The sequence below is a fragment of the Arthrobacter sp. Y3223065 genome, from assembly GCF_059090885.1.
The window spans coordinates 198,296-220,818 of sequence record NZ_JBNHGC010000004.1; the positions used below are offsets into that span (position 1 = coordinate 198,296).

A 22,523-nucleotide genomic window follows, 5' to 3' on the forward strand; every position below is an offset into this window, starting at 1 on the left:
GGGAACGCCGAGGGACTATCCCACGGCGACAGCCTCGGCTTCCCTGCGTTCGGCCTTGGGCTTGGCGAACCGCAGGTACAGCGAAGGGACCACGAAGAGGTTCAACAGCGTGGAAGTGACCAGCCCGCCGAGGATAACCAACGCCATCGGATGCTCGATCTCGTGCCCCGGGATGCTGCCCATCACCACCAGGGGCACGAGCGCCAATCCGGTAGCGAGCGTGGTCATCAAAATCGGCGAGAGCCGTTCGCCCGCGCCGCGCAGCACCAGCGCCGGACCAAAGGTTTCGCCCTCGAACTTCTCCAGGTGCTGGCAATGGTTGATCAGCAGGATGCTGTTGCGCGCGGCTATGCCCATCACGGTCAGGAACCCGACGATGGACCCGAGGGAGAGCACGCCGCCGCCCAGGAAAGCCGCAAACACGCCGCCCACCAGCGCGATCGGCAGGGTCAGCATGATCATCGTCGCCAGGCGCCAGCTGCCGAAGGACACCTGCAGCAGCAAATAGATGACGGCGAGCGCCACAACCGCGAGGGTCAGCAGCAGCTGCGTGGCTTCCTGCCGTTCTTCGTACTCGCCGAGGATTTCGGCATGGAACCCGGGCGGCAGCTCGATCTCTGCCAGCCCGGCCTCCATCGCCGCGACCACTGAGGCCAGCGCCCCGTCTTCGACGTTGGCCTCGATGTCGATGCGCCGGGAGTTGTCGTCACGTTCAATGACATTCGGCGTGGGCCGCAGGCTGACATCGGCGACGTCCGCCAGCCGGATGCGCTCGCCGCTCGGTGTGTCGATGGGCAGGTTTCTGATGCTGGTCACGTCGGAACGGATTTCCTCCGGACTCCAGACCTGGACGTCGTAGGCCTTCCCGCCCCGGTAGACGTCGCCCACTTCTTCTCCGGCCACCAGCGTTGCCGCGGCGCGCCGGACGTCCCCGGGTTTCAGCCCGTACCGCTGTGCCGTCTCCAGGTCGACGGTCACTTCAAGTTGCGGCACGTCCACCTGCAATGACACGTGCTCGTCGATGGCGCCGTCGGTTGCCTGGAATATCTCGTTGATTTCCTCGGCTTTCTCCCGCAACATGTCCAGGTCATCGCCGTAGAGCCGCACCACCACCGCGTTGCTCGATCCGGTCAGCACCTCGCGGATCCGTTCCTTCAGGTAGGTCTGCACGTCGCGGTATATACCGGGGTAGCCTTCCACGACTTCCTGGACCGCGGCCAGGGTCTTGTCGTAGTCCACCGCCGGGTCGATGCTGATCCAGTTCTCGCCGAAGTTGACCCCGACCACCTCGTCGGCGGCAAACGCCTGTCCGATGTGGGCGCCGCAGTTGCGCACGCCCTCGATTTGCAGCAGTTCCGCGCAGGCTCGCTGGCTGATGCGGTACTCCTCCCCCACCGAGGTGCCGGGCTGCGTGACCCAGTGCATCAGGAAGTCCCGCTCTTTGAAGTCCGGCAGCAGCGACTGCCCGAGGAATGGCGCCATCACGGCCCCGGCTGCCGCGATGGCGCCGAAGACCACGTAACTCGGACGCGGGCGCCGCACGAAGCGCTTGAGGATGGCGTGGTAGCCGCGTTTGAGGACCCGTACCAGCGGAGGCTCGCGCGACTCCAACGGCACGTTGCGCATGAGGATCAGGGCCAGCGCCGGGGTGACCGTCAGGGCGACCAGCATCGAGGCGAGCACGGCCAGGGTGTAGGAGATGGCCAGCGGCCGGAAGAACGCCCCGGTGAGTCCTTCGAGGAAGAAGATGGGGATCGCCGCCACGATGATGATCAAAGTGGCATAAACGATCGGCCCGCGGACCTCAAGGGAAGCGTCCAGCACCACCCGCATGGTGGACCTGCTGCCGCCTTCGGCGCGGTGCTGGCGCAGCCGCCGGATGATGTTCTCGATGTCGATGATGGCATCGTCTACGACCACGCCCACGGCAATGACCAACCCCGCCAAAACCATCGTGTTGACCGAACTGCCGCTGAGGTAGAGCACCAGCGCGGCGGTCACGAGCGAGAGCGGAATCGCGATGATGCTGATCAGCGCGGTGCGCCATTGGAACAGGAACGCGCCGAGGACCATCATCACCAGGACGGTTCCGAGCAGCAGCGCCACGGTCAGGTTGTTCAGCGATTCTTCGATGAAGCTGGCGGGCCGGAAGATTTCAGTGTCGATCTCGATGCCGCTCAGGCCCGGCTCCATCGTCTTCAGCGCCGCTTCCACCCCTTTGGTGACTTCCAGGGTGTTGCCCCAGGGAAGTTTCTCCACGATGAGCATGAGCCCCTCGCCCTGGTTGATCACGGCGTCCCCGATGAGTGGCTGGTGGTCCTCAACCACGCGCGCAACATCGCCCAGGCGCAGCGGATCGCCGTCGCGCTCGTCGATGGTCACCTTGGCCAGGGCCTCCGGCGTCGTAATGGGCAGCACGTGTTGGATGCCCAGCCGCTGGTTGGGTGTCCCGATGTAGCCGCCGGTGCCGATCACCGCGCCGGGGGAATATTGCAGCAGCCCTGCATCCAGGGCGTCGGCGGTGACCGTCATCACCTGGTTCAGCGACACGCCCTCGGCGCGCATCTTCTCGGGTTCGGCCTGCACCTGCAGCATCTGCAGTCGCTCGCCCCAGATGGCCACGTTCGCGACGCCGGGCACGCGGAGCAGGTGGGCGCGGATCTTCCAGTAGCTGATCATCGACATCTCGATCAGCGAGCGCTCGTCGGAGGTCAGGCCAATCTTCATGACGCGGCTGGTCGACGACAACGGCTGCAGCATGACCGGCGGCGATGCCCAGGTGGGCAGGGTCGGAGTGGTGTTGGCGATCCGCTCCGATACCAGTTGCCGGGCGGTCAACAGGTCCGTGTCCGGTTCGAAGATCAGCACGATGGAGGACAGTTGGGAGACGGATTTCGAGCGCAGGTCGTCCAGGCCCTCGACGCCGTTCAGGGCCTCTTCCAGCGGGACGGTGACCAGCTCTTCCACCTCGGAGGCGGTCAGGCCGATGCAGATCGTCTGGATTTCGACTTTCGGCGGCGCGAACTCAGGGAAAACGTCCACCGATGCGGTACTCAGGCTGACGCCGCCGAACAGCATGATTCCGACGGCGATGGCCACCACCACGGACCGGAATTTGAGGCTGAAAGCGACGATCCGGCGCATGTCAGTGGGCCGTATCGAACTCGGCGCCGAAGAGTTCGGCGGCACCGAGGGTGACGATGTCGGTGCCGGGCTCCGGGCCGTCGCTGAGGTGCACGACGTCGCCCTCGATCCGGCCCACTTCGACGGGAGCCCGGACGAAGACCAGGGGTTCGGGGTTGGTGTAGACCCAGGTGTCGCCGGCAGCATCGTAGATCAGCGAGCTGTAGGGAATCTCCAGCCCGCTCCCGGTTCCGGCGGCCACCGGCTCCGTGGTCAGGTCCAGCCGTTCCGCCGCTTGCTCGGTGAGGGTGAGCCGGTTCAGCTCGGAGCCGGGAATCGTCTCCTTGACGGCGGCCTCGATGCCCTGGGGTTCCATTTCCGGGCCGGCTGCCGCGCAGCCGGACAACACAATGGTTGCCGCGGCCGTCGCTGCGACCAGCGCACTGTGGCGTCCATGACGTTGGCCAGTCATGACATTTCCTGCCTCCGTTGCAGTACAGACTCGTGCATATTGACCAGTGAGTTCGACCAGTCGGGTTGGCCGGAAGGGCCGAGCGTGAGGACCAAGACCGGCAGGACCCACAGCACCAGCAGTGCGGTGGTGATCAGGCCGCCCCAAACCACCACGGCCAGGGGCAGGATGGTGACGGCTCCGACGGTTCCGCCCAAGGCGACCAAGGGCACCAGTGCCAGGGCAGCGACCGCAGCCGCCAGGAGCATCGGCGGCAACCGGTCGCCGACTGCCCTGCGCATCAGTTCGACCGGACGACGGGACGGGTCGTCGCTCTGCAACGTCTGGAAATGCCCCACCAGCTGCAACGCTTCCCGGATGGCAAAGCCGAGCACCGCCGCGAGCCCCACCAACGCATACAGCGATCCATCGCCACCGGTGAGCAGGATCGCGAGCACTCCTCCGGACAGCGCGACCGGCAGTGCCAGCAGCACCAGGGCGGCGAGCCGCCAACTACCGAGCACGGTTTGCAGCAGGATCAGGATGCCGATGGCAGCCGCGGCCGCGAGCCACCAAATCAGCTGGGTTGAAACCTGCTGTTCTTCGTACTGGGGCGGGATTTCCGCGTGGTACTCGACCGGAAATTCCATCTCGGCGATCGCTGCGCGGATTTCCGACTGAACCTCGCCCAGGCTGCGCCCCTCGATATCGGCGAGCACGTCGATGCGGCGCGAGGTGTTGTCATGATGAATGACCGTCTGGTTTGGACTAATGCGCACGTCGGCTACGTCGCCGAGCCGGACGCTGCCGCCATCAGGAGTATCGATGGACAGCTCGCGGACACTGGTGAGGCTGCCCCGGGTAGCTTCGTCGCCCTTGACGATCACCTGAAAAACCTTTTGCTGCTCGAAGATGAACCCGACTTCGATGCCCTGCAGGATGGCGGCAGCGGCGCGGCGCACGTCACCCGGTTTGATGCCCACCCGTTCGGCGGCGTCCAAGTCCACCTCGATCTCCGCGATCGGCTGGTCCACCGCAATGTCCAGCCGCGGATTGGCTACACCGTCGATACCGGCCATGACCTGTTGGAGCTCTTCGGCCTTCTCCCGCAGGATGGGCAGCTCGATTCCGTAGACGCGTACTTGGAAGCCCTGCTCGTTGGCCTGCCGAACCCGGTCGACCTGGCCTTCCGGATAGGTCAGCACCCGGTTCGCCAGGCCGGGGTAGCCGTCGACGATTCCCTGCACGTCGGCTTTGACCCGGTCGAAGCTCGCGCCGTCCTCGAGCGTCACCCAGATCTCGCTGGAACTGACGTTCGCCTCGGTATCCGACGTGATTGCCCTCCCGACGTGGCCGCCGACGGCCGCGACGCCGTCGACCGTCCTGAGTTCATCGCTGGCCCTGGCAGTGATGCGGTTCATCTCGGTATTGGCGGTGCCGGGGGCGGCGTCCCACTGAATCAGCAGGGTGCGGTCCGGCACGGAAGCCACCACGGGGTTTCCGGCAGCGACGAGCGGTATCGCAGCCAGGGCGGCGATCCCGAGGATTGCGACTACGCCGGCTGCCAGCCAGCGCCGCCCCTCGGCGGCGGAGGCGAGCAGGTGGTCCAGCCTGCGCCGGACCTTCTGCACGGCGGCGGGGGCCGGCCTCGTTTTCTCCCGGGCGGGCACCAGAATGCTGGCCAGGGCGGGGGTGACGGTGTGGGCCACGATGAACCCCACGGCGACGGCCAGCAGGTAGGAGAGTATCAGGGGCCTCAGCAAGGCGCCGTCGACGCCCCGGATGAACAAGGCCGGGGCCAGCGCGAGCAATGTTGCCAGGGCCGCGAATACCATGGGCATTCTCGACCGCCGCAGGGCCCGGGCCAGCAGGCTTTCCCGGCCGTCGGTCGCCGTTGCCTCCGCCGGTTGCTGATTCCCGCCGAAGCCGGCCGGGGTGCCTGCCGGCGTTTCCTGCCCGGCATGGTGCGCGGGGGCCGGCGCGAAGGTTCGCGCAGGCTGGCCGGTGTCCTTGTGCCGGACGCTGTGCAGGTCGGCGATGACGTCGCCCACGCCGACGATCAGCGCCAGCACGATGCCGGCGAAAGCCATGGTGTTCAGCACGGCTCCCTGCCACTGCAGTATCAGCGCCGCAGCCACGGCCGACAGGACGATGGCTGCAAGCCCGATGAGGGCATACCGCCAGGATCGGAAGGCAAGGCCGATGCCAACGGTCACCACGAGCAGGCCGATGAGCAGCGCCAGCCCCAACTGGTTCGCGGCGGACTCCAAAAAGCTTGCCGGGCGGAAGATCGTGGAATCCACCTCGATGCCGGGCAATCCGGGGCGAAGCTCGTCCAGTGCCTCCTCGAGGTGTTTGGTGACCTCGACGACGTTGGCATCGGGGAATTTTTCGATGACCAGGATGAGCCCCGGGGCGTCACCGGTTACGGCGTCGCCGATCAATGGCTGGTGGTCCTCCCTCAACTCCGCCACATCGGCGAGCTGGAGCGGTTTGTCGCCGGTCCCCTCGACGCTGACCTTGCCCAGGTCCTCGGCGTTCTGGATCGGCAGCACGTGCTGGATGCCGATGCGTTGGTTGGCCGACTCCAGGAATCCGCCGGTGCCCGGGGTCGAGGCTTCCAGGAAGCTCAGCGGGGACACCCAGACGGCATTTCCCGTGGTTTCAATCACTTGGTTCAGCGTCACGTCCTGTGCGCGGAGGCGCTCGGGGTCCACATGGACCTGGAGCTGTTGTTCACGCTGGCCCCAGATCGACACGTTGGCCACCCCGGGGACGCCCATCAGCACGGGCTTGATGTTCCAGCGCGCCAGCACCGACATGTCGATCACCGACTGCTCGGCAGAGCTCAGCTGGACCATCATGACCCGGCTGTTCGACGACAGCGGCTGCATCAGCACCGGGGCCGTAGAGACGTTCGGCAGCGCGAAGGCCTGCGTCAACCGCTCCGCCACCAGCTGCCTGGCCCGCAGGATATCGGTGCCGGGTTCGAAGACCATCTCGATGGAGGACAAACCCGGGACGGAGACCGATCGGATTTCATCCAGCCATGCCACGCCGTTGAGCAGGTCGGCCTCCATCGGAGACGTGATCAGCTGCTCGACCTCTACGGCCGACAGACCCAGCGCCTCGGTCTGGATTTCGACATGGGGCGGGGCGAATTCGGGGAGGTTGTCCACCGGCATCGACGGCAGGGTCACCAGTCCCAACCCGAGAATGCCCGCCGCGGCAGCCAAGACCAGCAACCGGAATTTGAGGGTCCAGCGAACCAACAAGCCAGACATAAAAACGCCCCCAACGGCGCAGAGCGATTCGGGTCACTTACCCGTCCCCGCTCACCCATGAAGCTTGTGCGGACGCCCGGTCCGCACGGTAGGAGTTCAGCCTGTCCTGGCGTAGCTCCGGTCCCCATCGAGGCGTTGGCCGACCGGCGTGTTCCCCAACGGATCACTCAAAATGCTGTCCCCAGTGTGGCACAAACGGTCAGCGGGCGACAAGAAAATTCGCGAAGCAGTTTGACCGCCTTAGGCCGGGCACCTAGAATGTGGCCCCCGCGAACGGCCGGTAGGGGTGTCGGGCTTCCGACCGGACGCCGGAGTCCGTCGCGGCGAGGAGGCCCCATGCGTCCGGCTCGACTGGCTGCCATAGCCCTGGCCGCCCTCCTGCTGCCGTGCTGCAGCAGCCCAGGGCAAGGCTCTCCCGCCCCGGCGCCGCAAGCCTCGGCGGGCCCCGCTTCCTCGACCTCCCGCGCGCCGGCCGCCCCGCCGGTTACGTCACCACCTGCCTCAGACCCGGCCGGCACGGCGGCCCCCGCGCCCCGGACAGGCGGCGACTCCGCGGAACGCGTGAGATTCGCGGCGGCCGGGGACTTCGGCTTCGACGAAGGTGCCGCGCAGGTGCTGGAAGCGATGGCGGGAAGCGGTGCACGGTTCGGCCTGGCGCTCGGCGACCTGTCCTACGGGCTTCCCGGCACAGAATCGGGGTGGTGCAGTTTCGTCACCGACCACCTGGGGCCGGATATCCCCCTGCAGTTGGTTTCCGGAAACCACGAAAGCGATGGCCGGAACGGTTCGATCGATGCATTCGCCCGCTGCCTTCCTCCCCGCTTACCCGGCGTCCAAGGCACCTATGGGCGCCAATGGTTCGTGGACATCCCGCAGCGGGATCCCCTGCTGCGGCTGATACTGATTTCGCCGGGCCTGGAGTTTCCCGACTCCGGCCGATGGGACTACCTTCCCGGGACCGAGCAGTACCGGTGGACGACCGCTGCCATAGACTCGGCCCGCACGGCGGACATCCCGTGGATTGTGGTTGGCTCCCACAAGCCCTGCCACTCGGTGGGCCGCTACGAGTGCGATCCCGGTCCCGCCGTGACGGATCTGCTGCTGGACAAAAAGGTGGACCTGGTGCTGCACGGCCACGAACACCTCTACCAGCGGACACACCAACTCGCCCTGGGCCCGAACTGTCCGTCGCTGCTGCCCGCGCAAAGCAATAATGCCTGCATCTCCGACACCGACGCCGACTTCGAGTCCGGTGCCGGCACGGTCTTCGCGACGGTCGGCACAGGCGGGCAACCGCTGCGCGACGTCAACGGCTCCGATGCCGAGGCGCCCTACTTCGCCGCCAACTCCGGCGCAAACGCCGACCCCACGCACGGGTTTATGGAGATCGAGGTGACCGAGGACTCCCTGACGGCTACGTTTGTCGGCGCCGGCGGCGGGAACTTCACCGATTCGTTCACACTGGGCAAACCCTGAGTGCCGCCGCCGTACTCCTGCCGTCCGTGGGCCGCCTAGAGGCGCTTGACGAAGACCAGCAGCCGGATGTCCGTTCCGGGCACCGGCCAATCCCGTTCCGGCACACGGTCGAATCCCAGCGATTCATACAGCCGGTGTGCCGCCGTCCAGTCGCTGCCGGTGGTCAGGCTCACGGCGTTGATGCCCTGCAGCGTGCGCGCGTACTCCACGATGGCGTCCACGAGCGCGCGGCCGACGCCGGAGCGCTGCAGCCCCGGATCCACGGCCAGCATCCGGAACTCCAGTTCACCCTCCCGGGCAATGTCGGCATACTTCCCGCCAGCCTGCGCCAGCGTGACCGCGCCGGCCACCTTCCCGCCCCGCTCGGCCACCCAGATCTCGGCATGCTGTGCCCGGTGCGCCACGTCGGAAACGTGCACCAGATACGGGTGGTCGGCTGCCGGGAAGTGTCCCGCGGCCAGGTACGCCTCGCGCGTCAGGCGCTCCACGTCGTCGAAATCGGTGGCGGTGGCAGGGCGGATGGTGATCTGCATGTGCTTGGGCGGTGTCCTTGCGGGTATGGAAAGTACGACGTCGGGGCTTGCCTGACCAGTTTCCCGCACCGCGGGCGGTGCGCGCCAATGGGGGTTCAGGCCTCGCCGCCGTATTGCCGTCCCGCCGGCGGTCCAGCCGCCGGACCGGGCAGGGGCGGGAGCAACTCCGGATGGACCCGCCGCTGCAGGGCGGCGACGGCCTCGGCCGGCAGCGCCAAGAGACCGTCGAGCTCCTTGCGGGCCCGTGCGTAGGCCAACTGCCGCTCGGCGGGGGTGGCCGCCCGGTCCACCGCGATGGTCAGCAGCCGGCGTGCGGTGTTCAGCCGCAGCCGTTCGGGGCCGCTGAAGTGCTGGTCCTGAATGCGGCGGGCCTCGCGTTCGGCGATGTCGAAGGCCACCTCATAGGCCCGCACCGCCTCGCGGTATTCGCGCAGCCGCTCGTCGGTGGCAACTTCCGCGGCGGTGACCGGCCGCAGCCCGTCCGCGGTCCGTTTGGCGCGCAGGAACGCCACCGTGAGCGGCTCGCGGACATCGGACATCATGGGGAAATCGATCAGCTTGGCCACGTCCAGCTCGTAGTCCAGCCAGCGCGCGTTCACCGCGTCATGGTCGGCCATCACCGCCGCGGTGTCGCGGAGCCGCTGCTGCTCTGCGGCGGCGGCGGCACGCATCCGGTCGGCCTCGCGCCGGGCCGCCTCCGACCGTGCGCTTTCGCGGCGGCGGCCACCGGTCCGGTTCCAGCCCTGACCGCGCCGGGTGCGCTTGGCACGCTGTCCCAGACCGGAGACCACGGCGAAACCGACCCAGATGAACCACCAGGGAAAACCGTCGGCAAAGAACTCGTTCATGGCTCACCTCGCACATCCATCGTCCCATGGCCGGTGATGCCAGTCACGATAGTTTCGCGAGGCCGCCGGGATGTCCGCGCGTTTCGCGACGTGGCTGCCGCTGCTTTCGGCGCAGCTCGCCGCTGCTACTGCTGGCCGGGGCCGTCGCCGCGGCGGTTGGCGATCCGGTACGCGGTGCCGTCAGGCTCGCGGTCCAGGAAGCCGTAATCCACCAGGGCACGGCGGAGCATCGGCACATCGGGGGTGAAGGCGGCCAGTCTGGCGTTCAGTTCCTTTTCGGCCAGGACCTCGCTGCCGGCAATGATGCGGTCGCGGATATGGCCCAGCAGTTCCAGCCGGTCGGAGGCACGGGATGGCAGCACCACCAGCTCGCCGGCGAGGAACCTTTCCGGCCCGGTCGGCTGGGGTTTCCGTGCCGCGGCCAGCGCTGCCTTGAAGACACCGGGCTCAACGGCGAGGGCACCGCCGTCGTGCGTCACCAGGCCGGAGGCGAGGAGCTTCTGCCGTTCCTTGGGGGTCATCTCCGGCTGTTGGCCCAGCACCAGGGCAGCATAGAGCCCCCGAAGGCGGTGGCTGGCCAGAGCGGAGAGCAACTGCTGCCAGCTGGCGCCGGGCCCTGGCCGCTCCCCCGTCACGCCGAGCCGGTTTCCAGCAGCCGGCGGAAACCGTCCTCGTCCAGCACGGGCAAGTTAAGGGACTCGGCCTTGTCCAGTTTGGTCCCCGCATTCTCGCCAGCCACCACATAGCTGGTGTTCTTCGAGACGGAGCCGGAGGCCTTGCCGCCGCGGATGATGATCGCTTCCTTGGCCTCGTCGCGGCTGAAGTTCGGCAGCGTACCCGTCACCACCACGGTCAGCCCCTCCAGCGTGCGGGGCATGCTCTCGTCCACGTCGTCGGCCATCCGCACGCCGGCGGCGGCCCAGGCGTCGACAATCCCCGCATGCCAGTCCTCGGCGAACCACTCTTTCAGCGCGGCCGCGATGGTGGGGCCCACCCCGTCCACGTGCGCCAACTGGTCCTCGCTGGCGGCCCGGATGGCGTCCATCGACCCGAACGCAGTGGCCAGGGCGCGGGAAGCGGTGGGACCAACGTGCCGGATGGACAACGCCACCAGGACGCGCCAGAGCGGCTGGGTCTTGGCCTTCTCCAACTCCTCGAAGAGCTTCCTGGTGTTGGCCGTGGGCACAGAGGGCTTCTTGGCGGTGCCCTTGGTGTAGAAGTAGGGCACGAGTTCCGTCTCGCCAGTGGGCACGCCCTTCGCCTTCTTCTCGCGCCGGATCCGCACGTCGGCCAGGTCCTCGGGTTTGAGACTGAAAATCCCGGCCTCGTTGGTGAGCGGAGGCTGTTCGGGTTCGGCCGGCCGGGTCAGCGCGAACGCGGCCTCGTAGCCCAGCGCTTCGATGTCGAAGGCGCCGCGGCCGGCCAGATGGGCCACCCGCTCGGTCAGCTGCGCCGGGCAGGACTTGGCATTCGGGCAGCGCAGGTCGACGTCGCCTTCCTTGCCGGGAGCCAGCGGGGTGCCGCACGAGGGGCAGTCGGTGGGCATCACGAAATCGCGCACCGGCGGATCCTGCGCATCCCGCAGCGCCAGCACCGGGCCCACGATCTCCGGGATGACGTCGCCGGCCTTGCGCAGCACCACGATGTCGCCGATCTTCACGCCCTTGGCCTTGACCACGTCCTGGTTGTGCAGGGTCGCCATCTCCACGGTGGAACCGGCCACCTTCACCGGCTCCATCACGCCGTACGGGGTGACCCGGCCGGTGCGGCCCACATTCACCCGGATGTCCAGCAGTTTGGTGTGGACCTCTTCCGGCGGATACTTATAGGCCACCGACCAGCGGGGCACCCTGGAGGTGTGGCCGAGCGCGCGCTGCAGGCCGAAGTCGTCCACCTTGACCACGATGCCGTCGATTTCGTGCAGCAGGTCGTGGCGGTGTTCGCCGTAGTGTTCGATGAACTCCAGCACTTCTTCGTAGCTGTCCACGACCTTGTAATAGGGGCTGGTGGGCAGCCCCCATTCCTGCAGCATCGCGTAGGTGTCCGATTGGCTCTCGGCGGCGAGCCCTTCGCGGGAGCCGATGCCGTGGACGAACATGTGCAGCGGCCGCTCGGCCGTCACCTTCGGGTCCTTCTGCCGCAGCGAGCCGGCCGCGGAGTTCCGCGGGTTGGCGAACGGCGCCTTGCCCGCCCCCACCATCCGCTCGTTCAGCGCCAGGAAGTCCTTGGTGGGGATGAAGATTTCGCCGCGGATCTCCACCTCGGCGGGGATGTTGTCGCCGGTGAGCCGGCGCGGGATGTCGGCGATGGTCAGCGCGTTGTGGGTAATGTCCTCGCCGGTCGTGCCGTCTCCCCGGGTCGCGGCCCGGACCAGTTCGCCATCGCGGTAGAGCAGGTTGACGGCCAGTCCGTCGATCTTCACTTCGCTGAGCCAGCGCAGTTTCCTGCCGTTGCCCAGGTTGGCCACCGACGCCGCGGCGCGGTCCACCCAGGCCTTCAGCTCGTCCAGCGAGAAGACGTCCTCCAGCGAGTACATCCGCTGCAGGTGTTCCACCGGGGCGAAGGCGGCGGAAACCTCGCCACCGACTTCCTGCGTGGGCGAGTCGTTGGCCACCAACTCCGGGTGCAGTGCCTCGATCTCCTCCAGCCGCCGGTACAGCAGGTCAAATTCGGCGTCCGAGACCAGCGGGGCGTCCTCGTTGTAGTACGCGTAGCGGTACTTGCGGACGTCCTCGGTCAGCTGCTCGTACTCGTGGCGGATCTCGTCCCCGGGAATCCCGCTGGCAGGTGTTTCGACTGTGCTCACCTGACTATCTTGCCCGAGAAGCGCGGTTCAGGCGACGACGGCGGAGCCCGCAAGTCCTCGCTGGACCGGCCGCCGCTCAGTCTTCCGCGTCCGGCCGTTCGTCAAGCAGCGGCAGGTCGGCCGCGGTGACCAGGTGCGAGGTCACCGCGTGTTCGACCAGCCGCGCGCGCCGGTTGGTGGCAAGCTTTCCGCCGCCGCCGCGCAGTCCGGCGACGCCCACGCGGTCCAGTTTGTCGCAGACATTGTCCAGCTTGCGGTTGAACTTGGTCAGGGGCCAGCCCAGCCTGGCCGCCGCCTGCGAGGACGACGGGATCGAGCTAAGCCCGGTCCCGTCGCGCTTGAGCATCGGTTCGGCCAGGGCCAGGATCAGGGCCTTCTGCGACGCGGTGAAGACCACCGGGCCGATGGTGGTTTCGCCCACCGCATCCGTGTCCCGGTGTTCCTGCCGGAACGACGGCGTCTTCACATGGACCGACAGCTCATAGGTCGTGGGGCCGGCCGTGAAAACGATGTTCGTCTGGCTGAAGACCATCGGGATCCGCGCTCCCGGCGCCAGCCATGCCTGCATGCCCCCGGTCGAATCGGCAATGGTCGCGGAGATGAGGGAGCCGACGTTGGCCAGCCACCAGATGCCGTCATAGTGGGCGATCTGCAGGAACCTGCGGTGCAGATAGGGATTGTCGTCGATCTCCAGGTCGCCTTCGCGCCCAATGGTGAACACGTCGTTGTTCGTGGCTTCGTACCATTCGCCGCAGAACTCAATGCTCACATCCGCCACCGCTATCCCCCTTGTCTGCACCGCCCGCGGGGGCCAATGCGTGATTCAACGTTTCAAACCTACCCGCAAAAGCCACGCAGCCGGGCTACTTGTCCGCGCAGCCGCGGACCGGATCCGAGGCCCGGCCATTGGCCCGCACCACCACCACTTCAATGCAGGTGCGGTCATTCTGTGCCAGGGGCATGGTTGCCTCGGGTTCACCGGTGCGCTCGGCCTCGCCCCGGCCCAACGCGGTCACCGGCGTCCAGACGTACAGGTCGCCGTCCCGGGGGTCCGGATTGGTCCAACTGAAGACTGCCTCGCCGCCCTGCACCCGGCCGGCCAGGTCCTCCGGCGGCACCACGTTGCCGGACAGGCCTTCCAAGGCGTTTGCCGGCGCCCGGCTGACGGGGGCCTCGGGCACTGCAGCCTCGGAGGCGGGCCGGTTGAGCACGACGACGGCACCGGCGAGCACCGCTGCCGCGGCGGCGGCCCCGGCCACCCAGGCCCAGGGACGGCGCCGCGCCTCGCCGTCGGGGTCCGTCCCTTGGTCCTGTTCCGAGTCCCGCAGCACTGTGGCGCCGTCCGGGTCCGGCTCCAGGGGCCGTCCCTGGGGGCCGCCGGGCAGCCACGGCCCGGATGCGGTGCCTGCTGCCGGCTGCGCCGGCCCGGTGGGCAGCCTCCCGGTGCGTTCGGGGAAGGCGAAGCCGGGTGCCGTCGGTGCCGTGCCGGCGGACGGGTCGATGGAGACAATCCCGCGGACGCGCGTCGCCTCGCCGTCGTCGCCGCCGTCTGCCTGAGCCGACCGCGCTTCCTCCAGCACCTCGAACGGGGTCACCGAGAGGTTCAATTCCGCCTGGACCCGCTGCAGGGACAGCGCGAAGGCATAGGCCGATGTGAACCGCGAGCCCGGCGACTTGGCCATCGCGGTCGCAAGGGCCAGTTCCAGGGATGCGGGCACGTCGGCACGGCGCAGCGGCGGCAGCGGTGCATGCGCAATGCGGTCCATCAGGTCCCGCTGGGAGTTGCTTCCGCCGGGCTGGATGAACGGGGACCGCCCGGCCAGCAGCGTGTAGACGGTGGCACCCAGGGACCAGATGTCGCTGCGGGTGCCGTTGCCGGCAGCACCCTGGAATGCTTCCGGCGGCGACCACGGGATGGACATGCCGGCGTCGCCGTCCGCGTCCTCAGCGCTGGAGGAGGAGATGCCGAAGTCGGTCAGGGCCGGCCGGTTGTAGTCGGTGACCAGGATGTTGGCGGGTTTGATGTCGCGGTGCGCGATTCCCGCCCGGTGCGCGGTTTCCACGGCCGAGGCCACCTGGATCCCGAGGGCCAGCACTTCGTGCACCGCCAGCGGCCCGTTGCGGTACCGCACGTCCAGACTGGGACGCGAGCAGTACTCCATGGCCAGGTAGGAATGTCCGTCGGCGGTGAGATTGGCCTCGTAGATCGTGACGATGAACGGATGCGTGGACAGCTGCGCCATGAGGTTCGCTTCGGATTCGAAGCGGCGGCGGGCGTCATCGGTCTTCAGCCCGGACAGCAGTACCTTGACCGCGACCCGGCGCTTGGGTCGATCCTGTTCGTAAAGATAGACATCGGAGAAACCGCCGGAGCCGAGCAGCCGGACGTAGCGGTAGCCGTCGATGGCGGGCGGCGGTGCGGGCGGGCGCTTCACGCTCACGGCAGGTCCTCAAAGCGCAGGGAGATGCCGTCGCCCAGGTCCGCGATGTCGCCGTCCAGCAGCATGACCGCCTCGCCGTGGCCCAGCCGCCGGGGCGCCTGCTGGCCGCGCAAGAGCAAGGTCCCGTTGGTGGAGTCCAAGTCGGCAAGCATGACGTGCCAGCCTTCCAGCCGGACTTCCACGTGTGAGCGCGAAATATCCCCGCTGGCGCTGTGCACCGGAACCAGCCGCGGCATCACGCTGCCCTGGACCCGGTTCGCGGAGGGTTGCCGTCCAATAATCACGGGCCTGTCCAGTTCCACCACTTCCCCGGTGGACAACCGCAGGTGCCCCAGCGCCGGCCGCTGCACCTCCTGGGCCTCGTCGTCCAGCTGCCCGCCGCACGCAGAGCACGCTGAACTGGTCGGTGGATTGGCGTGGCCGTGACCGCACATCCGGGCCAGCACCATGGGCGCGGTGCTCGGCACCGACGACGGCGCCGAGGCGGCAGCGGCGGGTGCGGCCGGGACCTCGGGCAGGTCGCTGCGCATCAGCGTCTGCCCGTCGTGGTCACCGTCGGCGTGGTCTCCACGGACGAATCCGGCCGGTGGGCCCGCAGCGGCAGGGCCGCGGTCGGCCGGCTCGGCCGGCTGGGAATCCCTGGCCGCTTCCGCGGCGGCCGATGCCGCGGCGGCGGCGCGGGCGGACGCAGACGGCGTCAGCCAGGGAACGGCGTCGATCAGGTCCACAGGCTGGCCGGGCTGCCCGGCGGTCCGGCCTGCTGCCGCGGGACGGGGTGCGACGGCGGCTCCCGCCTGGCCATCGCCGGCCGCGGCATGGGGCGGCCGTGCCTGCAGGATGGCACGCTGCGCGGCGGCGTGGACCACCGTCTGGTCCAGGCCATCGTCTGCCGCCCCGGTGTCCGGCACCGCTTGGGCGGCCTGCCCGGCGTCCGGCACCGGTTCGGAGCCCGGCACCATTTCATCGGCGGCAGCGGCGGCGTCGGACTCATCTTCCGGCACATAGAGACTGGTCATTTCCAGGCTTTCGGACCATCCGGCCTCCGGCCCGCCGGACTCCGGCCCTGCCGCTTCGGTCCGCGCCGCCGGAGCCGGTACACGTGCGGGTTCAGGTGCCGAAACGCCGGCCGTCCGGCCCGTCCTTGTCGAATCCGCTGGGCCGCCCCCCGGTCGCGGCTCCCGTCCGGCGGCGACTGCCGCGCCCACGCGAAGGGCACCCAGCTGTACCGCGCCGGCGCGCAGCGGCAGCCACGGGCCCGGCCTGCCTGCCGGGTGGGGTCCGCCGGCCCCGGCCGCAATGACCACGCTGTCGGCCGCCAGCCGTCCTTCGGTCCAGCTCGAGACACCGCGTCCGCTCAGTTCCTGCCCGTCCGAATCCGCGGATACCACTACGTCGCCGCGGAGCACCGCGTGGATGCCGCCGGCACGGGAGATGATGCCGAACTGCGGCATGGCCGACAGGTTGGCGCCGTAGCCGGAGACGACGGTTCCCAGCAGCGCTTCGAGCGTAGCGCCGGACTCCAGCGCCTGCCACAACTGCTGCACCATGTCATCGGGGGCGCCCGGTTCGAGGAGTACCGCTGTGTCGCCGCTGACCAACCCAAGCCAATGCCCGCGGCTGTACGCCATGACCGCCATCAGTCATCCTCCACGGCGGCTGCCTGTTCGGGAGCTTCCAGCCGGGGCAGCGTCGTCGTCTCCTCCTGCCGCGGCGCGGTCGAGGCGTCCTCGCCCTGGCCCGCGGGGCCGGCGGCATCAACGACAACCACGGTGATGTTGTCCCGTCCGCCCGAGCGCAGCGCGGCCTGGATCAGCGCATCGACCGCGTCCTGGGGATGGGCCAGGGAGGTGAGGATGCTGTAGATGTGGTCGTCGCTGACCTCCGAGGTCAGCCCGTCGGAGCAGATCATGATCCGGTCCCCCGGTTCCACGGGCACCATCCAAAAATCCGGCTGGTTGTCTTCGCCGGTGCCCAGCGCCCGGGTGATGACGTGCCGGCGCGGGTGCACCAGGGCCTCCTGGGCAGTGATCTGTCCCGCCTCGAGCAGTTCCTGCACCTCGGAGTGGTCAACACTGACCTGTACGAGTTTGCCGTGGTTGAGCCGGTAAGTGCGGGAATCGCCGACGTTGAACACCAGCCAGTAGGGCACGCCGCGTTCGGAGACCAGCGCGGCCCCGGACACCGTCGTGCCCGCCCGCGATGCCGCCGCCACCCTGATCCGTGCGTCCGCCCGGGCGATCAGCTGTTCCAGCTCGTGCGCGCCGAGTTCGTGGCTGGCCACGTAGTCCCGCATCGTCTCCACGCAGATGCGGCTGGCCACTTCGCCGGCCTCGTGTCCGCCCATGCCGTCGGCCACCGCGAACAGCGTCCCGTCGGCCAGGTACGCGTCCTCGTTCAGCTGACGCCGCAACCCGCGGTCGGACCCGGCGCCGACATTGAGCCGGATGGGCTCCGCTCCCGACGCCGTGCTCATGCCCGTCCGATGGTAAAGCCGCGGTCGCCGAACTCGACGGTCGCTCCCGGTTGCGCAGCCACCGCTTCCCCGGGGGCCAGCTGGCGGCGGATGCCGTCGCCGCCGGTCACCGCGGTCCCGTTGGTGGAGTTTCGGTCGGTCACCCAGACGGTGCCGCCGTCGACCCGCAGCAGCAGGTGGGTCTTGGATACGGAGCGTCCCATGTCCGCGAAATCGATCAGCTGGTCGATCTCCTCGCCGGCGCCTGCGGCCGGGTTGCGCCCGATCAGGGCCGTCGTTTCAAGTACCACGTTGCGCCCGTCGTCGAAGGTGATGGTGAGGGGGCCGGCCGGCGGGGCCGCCGTGCGGACCCGGGTTGCCGCGAATTCTTCGTCCGGGTGGTTGTCCCGGCCCGCCTCCGCAGCTTGGCCCGCCGCTGCCGGAACGTACGGCGGCGGCACCTCCGGGGTGCCCCGGCTGACGGCCGCCGGCGCAGGCGGCGCGGCGGGGACGGCGCCGGCTGCCGGGACCGTGGGCGCCGGTGCTGCGGGGCCGAATCCCGGGATCGCGGAAATGACGCCGGAAGCCTGCGGAGCACGCTCGGCGACGGCCCGCTGCGGGTCTTGTCCTTCCGAGGCCGCGCCGGCAAAGCCGACGTGGGCGTCGGTACCGTCCGGCGCAAAAGCCGCCGGCCCGTACAGGCCTCCGGTGGTCAGCGGATCGCGGCCCTGTGCCACGTCGAGCACCAGGGTCTTGGCCACCTTGTCGTGCCAGCCCTGGCGCTTGTGGTTGCGGTCCCAGACGTTGGAGACCACCACCACGACGGCGCCCACGGCCAACACCAGTGAGCCGACGGCGATGATGAGCCCGCGCAGGAAAATGGCTCCCCAGCCGGCCGCATGTCCGTCCTCGTTGGCCGTCCGCAGGCCCAGCAGCAGGTTGCCGGGAGTCTTGCCGCTGGTCGCTTCCCAGCCCCAGAGCCAGATGGTGTAGGCCAGCGACAGCAGCGATGCCAGCCCGATCCACAGGAACATGCCGCCCAGCGCTTCCGCGGCCGCGGAGGCGCTGCCGGAGGCCGCGGCCTCCATCACGGCCGGGACGCTGGCAGCATAGGCGGCCAGCATCAGCACGGCAGGCGGAATCTTGTCGATCAGCCACGCCGCCAGCCGTTTGCCGACCGGGGCGCTGACCAGATTCAGTCTTGCTGCCACGTGCTGCTCCCGCCCTGTTCCGGCCGTCCGGCCTGTGAGTCTACTGTACGGATTCTAGTGGCGGCCGTTGTCCGCCGCTGCGCCAGCCGCCTCTTGGCGTCCGCAACCAGCGAGCGGGGTGTGAACTTGGCCCGCTGCCGCTGCCAGAAACCCAGCGAGTCCTTCATTTTGGCCAGCGAGTCATCCACCTGGTCCCAATACTGCTGCACCTGGACTTCCGTCGGCTCGGCTGCCCCGAAGATGGCCGCGTCGGCCCGGTGTGCCAGTAGCGTGGTGCCGTCCGCGGTGGTCGGGAACTGCCCTGCCAGCATGGCGGCATGTTCGCGCCGGGTGGCGTTCGCGGGGGCTCTCGCTCCCATATCGGTGGCCAGCGACATCACCTCGCGCCAGCCGCCGCCCACGCGGTGGCTCGGCAGGCCTTCGCTGGCCCGCCGCTTGCGCCGGCGCAGCTTCAGCCAGGCGATCAGCAACAGCGGCAGCAGCAATACCGCCAGCGGGACGGCCGCCATGCCCACGGCTGCGAAGAGCCAGCCCCACAGTTCCCAGAACGACTTCTCCTGCTGCTCGGCGTCCTGCGGCTCCGGGGCGGTGTCCGGCGGCAGCTCGGCCGGTTCCTGCGGCGGAGGCGGCGGCTGCAGGACCTGCGGCTTGGGCGTCGACTTCGGTTCCTGCTGCGGCGGAGTCGGCTCGTTGTCCTCGTCCGGCGTCGGGTCAAAGGCGACCCAGCCGGCATGTTCGAACGCCACCTCCACCCAGGCGTGCACGTCTTCGCCCTTGATCTGAACTGCTTCGCCGGCGGAATGGCCTTCCTTCGGATCCGGGTAGAACCCCATCACCACCCGGGCCGGGATGCCCAGGTGCCGGGCCATCAACGCCATCGCCACCGCGTACTGCTCGTCGTCGCCAATCATCTGCTCGGCATCGAGGAGCTGGATCATCCGCCCCGCGTGGTGGCCGGACAGGCTGCGCGCTTCGTCTTCCTTACCGTTGCTGAAGAAGCCGTTCTCGTGCAGGTTCCGTTCCAGTTGGCGCACCTGTTCGATCGGCACCGTCGCTTCGCCGACAAACTCGTTCGCCTTGGCCGCGACGATGTCCGGCACCCTCGCCGGTTTCGGCAGGCGGACGGAGGCGAAGTCGTACTGTGCCAGCTGGGCGTCCTCCGGCCGGCCGGGGAACGTGGTCTCCACCGAGTAGCTGTCTCCGGCCACCAGGTACCGCGTGGTCAGCGCTGTCTTCGAGTCGTCGTTGTAGAACAGCGAGCCGCCCAGCTCCGTCGCCCGCTCCCCCTCGAACGCCATGCCGCCGATGTGCCCGCCCCCGGGAAGCCAGACGCCGCTGTAGTCACCGATCCGGATGTCGAGCCGCGCGGTGCCGCCGGACGCCCGACCGAGCGAGCCGGCGTCGCCCACGGGTTTGAAATTGCCCCCGCTTTCGGGGTTGACGTTGTAGACCGTGCCGTCGAATGTGTCCAGCGCCGCCAACCGCACCCGCTGGCCCTCGGGCAGCCCTGTGACGGTGAACAGCGTCTCCTCGGCCCGGTCCTTCACGTAGCTCCGGAAATCCATCAGCGGGCTCGGATAGTCGTAGAGATTGACCGGAGGAACGACGACGTCGCGCAGCACCTCGCGATCGCCGCGCGCCGTGAGTGCCGGGCCGGCCAGCGCCGTGAGCGCCACCGCCGACGCCAGCATTCCGGCGCCCAGGCCGAGCCTGCGCCGCAGCCTGGCCCGGTGTGCGGCGGGGTCGGCCAGTGCCGGAGTGGCCACACCCGCGGCGGCATCTCCCCGGGCCAGGTGGCGGTGCCACGCCAGCCAGGCGGCGGACACCGCCACCAGCAGCACGCCCCGCAGCACCGGCAGCGCCGGGACATCGGTGCCGAACGCGATGCCCAGCAGGAAGAACCCCAGTACCGGCAGCAGCGGCCAGTACGGCCCGCGGACGCGCCACGCCAACGTGCCGGCCAGCAGGGCGGCCGCCAGGGCGCCCAGGAACGGCACCACCAGCATCCCGCCGGAGATCCCTACCGGCGGGGCGACGGTGAGGATGTCCTTCCACGCGAAAACAAAGCCGGTCAGCACGGTGCGCAGCGAGTCCAGCGACGGCAGGACGCCGCCGATGGCTTCGGTGGGCGCGGCGAAGGTGCTGCCGAGCAGCAGGTAGGACCCCAGCCCGGCGGTGGCCGTGGACAACAGACCCATCCGGTAGCGGGCGCCGATCAGGGAGAGCAGGAGCCCGACGGCGATACCGCCGAAGCCTGCGGTCAGGTAGCGGCCGTTGCCGCCGAAAACGTGGTGGAATCCGGCCAGCCCCAGTCCCAGCAGCACCACCAGGACAGCCGCATCGAGTGCCACCTGTCGTGCGGGCCGTGGCAGCCAGGCCGCCAGTCCGCCGGCAGCCGGCAGGCGCCGCTTCCGCGGGGCGGTAAGGCCGGCGTCGTTCTGTGCTTCGGCGGCACGGCGGCGGACCCGGCCGGGTTGTTGCTCCGGAAGCGGAGCTTTGGCGGTGCTCATGCAGCTGCCTTCCGCAAAACGATGGCCAGGTCGTCCAGGCTGGACAGTGACAGCACGGACAGGTCGCCGATGGTCGCCCGGGCGATCTGGAGACCGCCGCCGCAGCGTATGGCGAAGGCACGGATGCCAGCCGGCACGGCCGATGATGCCTGGCGGAGCTGCGTGGCCGACACGTGATCGCCGACGATCAGGAACATGACGGACGCATTCGGAACCGCGTCGGCGGTACTGCGGGCCAGTTCCACCGCGGTGGAGCTCTGCGGTTTGCCCTCGATCCGGGTCATTTCATCCAGCAGGATGCGGCCGGTTTCGCTGCGCAGCGGGCCCCGCTGGGTCAGGACGCTCAGGTTGCGCTCCTCGCGGATCGCCTGCAGCCCGATCGATGCGCCCACGGAGACAGCCAGTTCGAAGTCCTCCTCCGAGCCGTACTCCTCGGTGTTCGTCGAGACCGCGACGGCGAGATGCGCGCGGCGGGTTTCCTCGAACTGGCGCACCATCAGCGTGTTGGTGCGCGCCGTGGTTTTCCAGTGGATGTAGCGGCGGTCGTCGCCGGGGACGTAATTGCGCAGCGCGTGGAAGGAGACGTCGGCGCTGGCCAGTTCCTTGGTGGGCAGGCCCTCGAGGTCGCGGATGAAGCCGGCTGCCGAACTGCCCAGCGCGGTGGTGCGCGGATGGACGAACAGGTCGGTCGGTTCCGTCCACATCATCTGGCGGCGGAGCAGGCCCAGCGGATCCTGGCGCACCGAACGGACCGGGCCAACCACGATGACGGCGCGGCGCTGCGTCGGGATGGTGAACAGGTCCTCGTGCACTTGGCCGGCCGTCATGCGCGGCAACTGGAACACGGCGGTGGCCGCTCCGACCGGCAACTCCAGCGCCGCCGGCAGCAGGGGTTTGTCCGCGGTGTTCGTCACCGCTACGCTGCCCACGGCCTGGTCACCGACGGCGACCCGGGTGCGTGCCAGATCCAGTTCCACGCCGTACGAAGAACGGCCCAACACAAAACCTATGGCGAGCGCCAGCAGGAACAGTCCCATCAGCGCCGCGATCTTGGCTTCCTGCCAGCCGAAGGCGGTCCCGGGCACCAACAAGAGGACCGTGCCGCCGGCCACCACCCAGCCAAGCGGGCTCACGGTATCCAGCACAGGCCGCAGGTAGCGCTCCGCGGCACCCCGGACCCGCTGCCAGCGCGGCGACACGTACTGCCCGGCCAGCGAACCAGCCTGGGTGGCCAGCGAGGCCGGATGCAGCCTGCTGCCTTTGTCCGTGGCTACCCGCCGAATCGTTTCACTGAGGCCGCCGAGCCGGTTCGTTTGCTCCGTGGCCTGCTTGGTCGTGGTCTCGGTCATGGAGCCGCTTTCGGCCGGAAGTGTTCCGTCGGCACGGCC

At 68.9% G+C, this 22,523-nt stretch carries 14 protein-coding genes and 1 pseudogene; 1 reads left to right on the forward strand and 14 read right to left on the reverse strand.

Translation table 11 applies throughout. The annotated features are described in order from the left end of the window. Positions 1-15 precede the first annotated feature (15 nt). The 3 genes from AC5RUK_RS12695 to AC5RUK_RS12705 are packed head-to-tail and all read right to left on the reverse strand — an operon-like array spanning position 16 to position 6,858. On the reverse strand, positions 16-3,144 hold the full coding sequence (locus AC5RUK_RS12695; RefSeq protein WP_494107986.1) for an efflux RND transporter permease subunit: 3,129 nt from the start codon (positions 3,142-3,144) through the stop codon (positions 16-18). 1 nt (position 3,145) lies between these two features. Then, on the reverse strand, positions 3,146-3,595 hold the full coding sequence (locus AC5RUK_RS12700; protein ID WP_494107987.1) for a hypothetical protein: 450 nt from the start codon (positions 3,593-3,595) through the stop codon (positions 3,146-3,148). Further along, positions 3,592-6,858: an efflux RND transporter permease subunit gene (locus tag AC5RUK_RS12705; protein WP_494152367.1), complete on the reverse strand. Its 3,267-nt coding sequence runs from the start codon at positions 6,856-6,858 to the stop codon at positions 3,592-3,594. The genes AC5RUK_RS12700 and AC5RUK_RS12705 overlap by 4 nt, the downstream gene beginning before the upstream one ends. 561 nt (positions 6,859-7,419) lie before the next feature. On the opposite strand from AC5RUK_RS12705, the gene AC5RUK_RS12710 reads away from it, so the two are divergent. Beyond that, positions 7,420-8,334: a metallophosphoesterase gene (locus AC5RUK_RS12710; RefSeq protein WP_494152368.1), complete on the forward strand. Its 915-nt coding sequence runs from the start codon at positions 7,420-7,422 to the stop codon at positions 8,332-8,334. A 35-nt stretch (positions 8,335-8,369) separates the two neighbouring features. On the opposite strand, the gene AC5RUK_RS12715 is transcribed toward AC5RUK_RS12710, so the two are convergent. The 11 genes and pseudogenes from AC5RUK_RS12715 to AC5RUK_RS12765 all read right to left on the reverse strand — a co-directional run bounded on the left by AC5RUK_RS12715 (position 8,370) and on the right by AC5RUK_RS12765 (position 22,484). Continuing rightward, positions 8,370-8,867 carry a GNAT family N-acetyltransferase gene (locus AC5RUK_RS12715; protein WP_494107990.1) on the reverse strand — a complete coding sequence of 166 codons (498 nt, stop codon included), beginning with the start codon at positions 8,865-8,867 and terminating at the stop codon, positions 8,370-8,372. Between the two features lie 95 nt (positions 8,868-8,962). Then, positions 8,963-9,715, reverse strand: coding sequence for a hypothetical protein (locus tag AC5RUK_RS12720; RefSeq protein ID WP_494152369.1), 753 nt, complete (start codon positions 9,713-9,715; stop codon positions 8,963-8,965). A gap of 125 nt (positions 9,716-9,840) precedes the next feature. Continuing rightward, entirely contained in the window at positions 9,841-10,350 is a 510-nt protein-coding gene (locus AC5RUK_RS12725; RefSeq protein WP_493988060.1) for a DUF2087 domain-containing protein, read from the reverse strand. Beyond that, positions 10,350-12,521, reverse strand: a pseudogene (gene ligA, locus AC5RUK_RS12730) (NAD-dependent DNA ligase LigA); the annotation flags it as partial. The gene AC5RUK_RS12725 and the pseudogene ligA, both read right to left, overlap by 1 nt. A gap of 76 nt (positions 12,522-12,597) precedes the next feature. Continuing rightward, entirely contained in the window at positions 12,598-13,299 is a 702-nt protein-coding gene (locus AC5RUK_RS12735; protein WP_493988059.1) for a hypothetical protein, read from the reverse strand. A gap of 85 nt (positions 13,300-13,384) precedes the next feature. Continuing rightward, positions 13,385-14,962 carry a serine/threonine-protein kinase gene (locus AC5RUK_RS12740; protein ID WP_494152370.1) on the reverse strand — a complete coding sequence of 526 codons (1,578 nt, stop codon included), beginning with the start codon at positions 14,960-14,962 and terminating at the stop codon, positions 13,385-13,387. Next, positions 14,959-16,599: an FHA domain-containing protein gene (locus AC5RUK_RS12745; protein WP_494152371.1), complete on the reverse strand. Its 1,641-nt coding sequence runs from the start codon at positions 16,597-16,599 to the stop codon at positions 14,959-14,961. The genes AC5RUK_RS12740 and AC5RUK_RS12745 overlap by 4 nt, the downstream gene beginning before the upstream one ends. Continuing rightward, a complete protein-coding gene (locus AC5RUK_RS12750) occupies positions 16,599-17,435 on the reverse strand; it encodes a PP2C family protein-serine/threonine phosphatase (protein WP_493988056.1) in 837 nt (278 codons plus the stop codon). The genes AC5RUK_RS12745 and AC5RUK_RS12750 overlap by 1 nt, the downstream gene beginning before the upstream one ends. After that, positions 17,432-18,625, reverse strand: coding sequence for an RDD family protein (locus AC5RUK_RS12755; RefSeq protein ID WP_493988055.1), 1,194 nt, complete (start codon positions 18,623-18,625; stop codon positions 17,432-17,434). Before AC5RUK_RS12755 ends, AC5RUK_RS12750 begins: the two co-directional genes overlap by 4 nt. After that, positions 18,610-21,135, reverse strand: coding sequence for a transglutaminase TgpA family protein (locus tag AC5RUK_RS12760; protein WP_494152372.1), 2,526 nt, complete (start codon positions 21,133-21,135; stop codon positions 18,610-18,612). The genes AC5RUK_RS12755 and AC5RUK_RS12760 overlap by 16 nt, the downstream gene beginning before the upstream one ends. After that, positions 21,132-22,484, reverse strand: a complete 1,353-nt coding sequence (locus AC5RUK_RS12765) for a DUF58 domain-containing protein (RefSeq protein WP_494152373.1) — start codon at positions 22,482-22,484, stop codon at positions 21,132-21,134. The genes AC5RUK_RS12760 and AC5RUK_RS12765 overlap by 4 nt, the downstream gene beginning before the upstream one ends. Positions 22,485-22,523 lie beyond the last annotated feature (39 nt).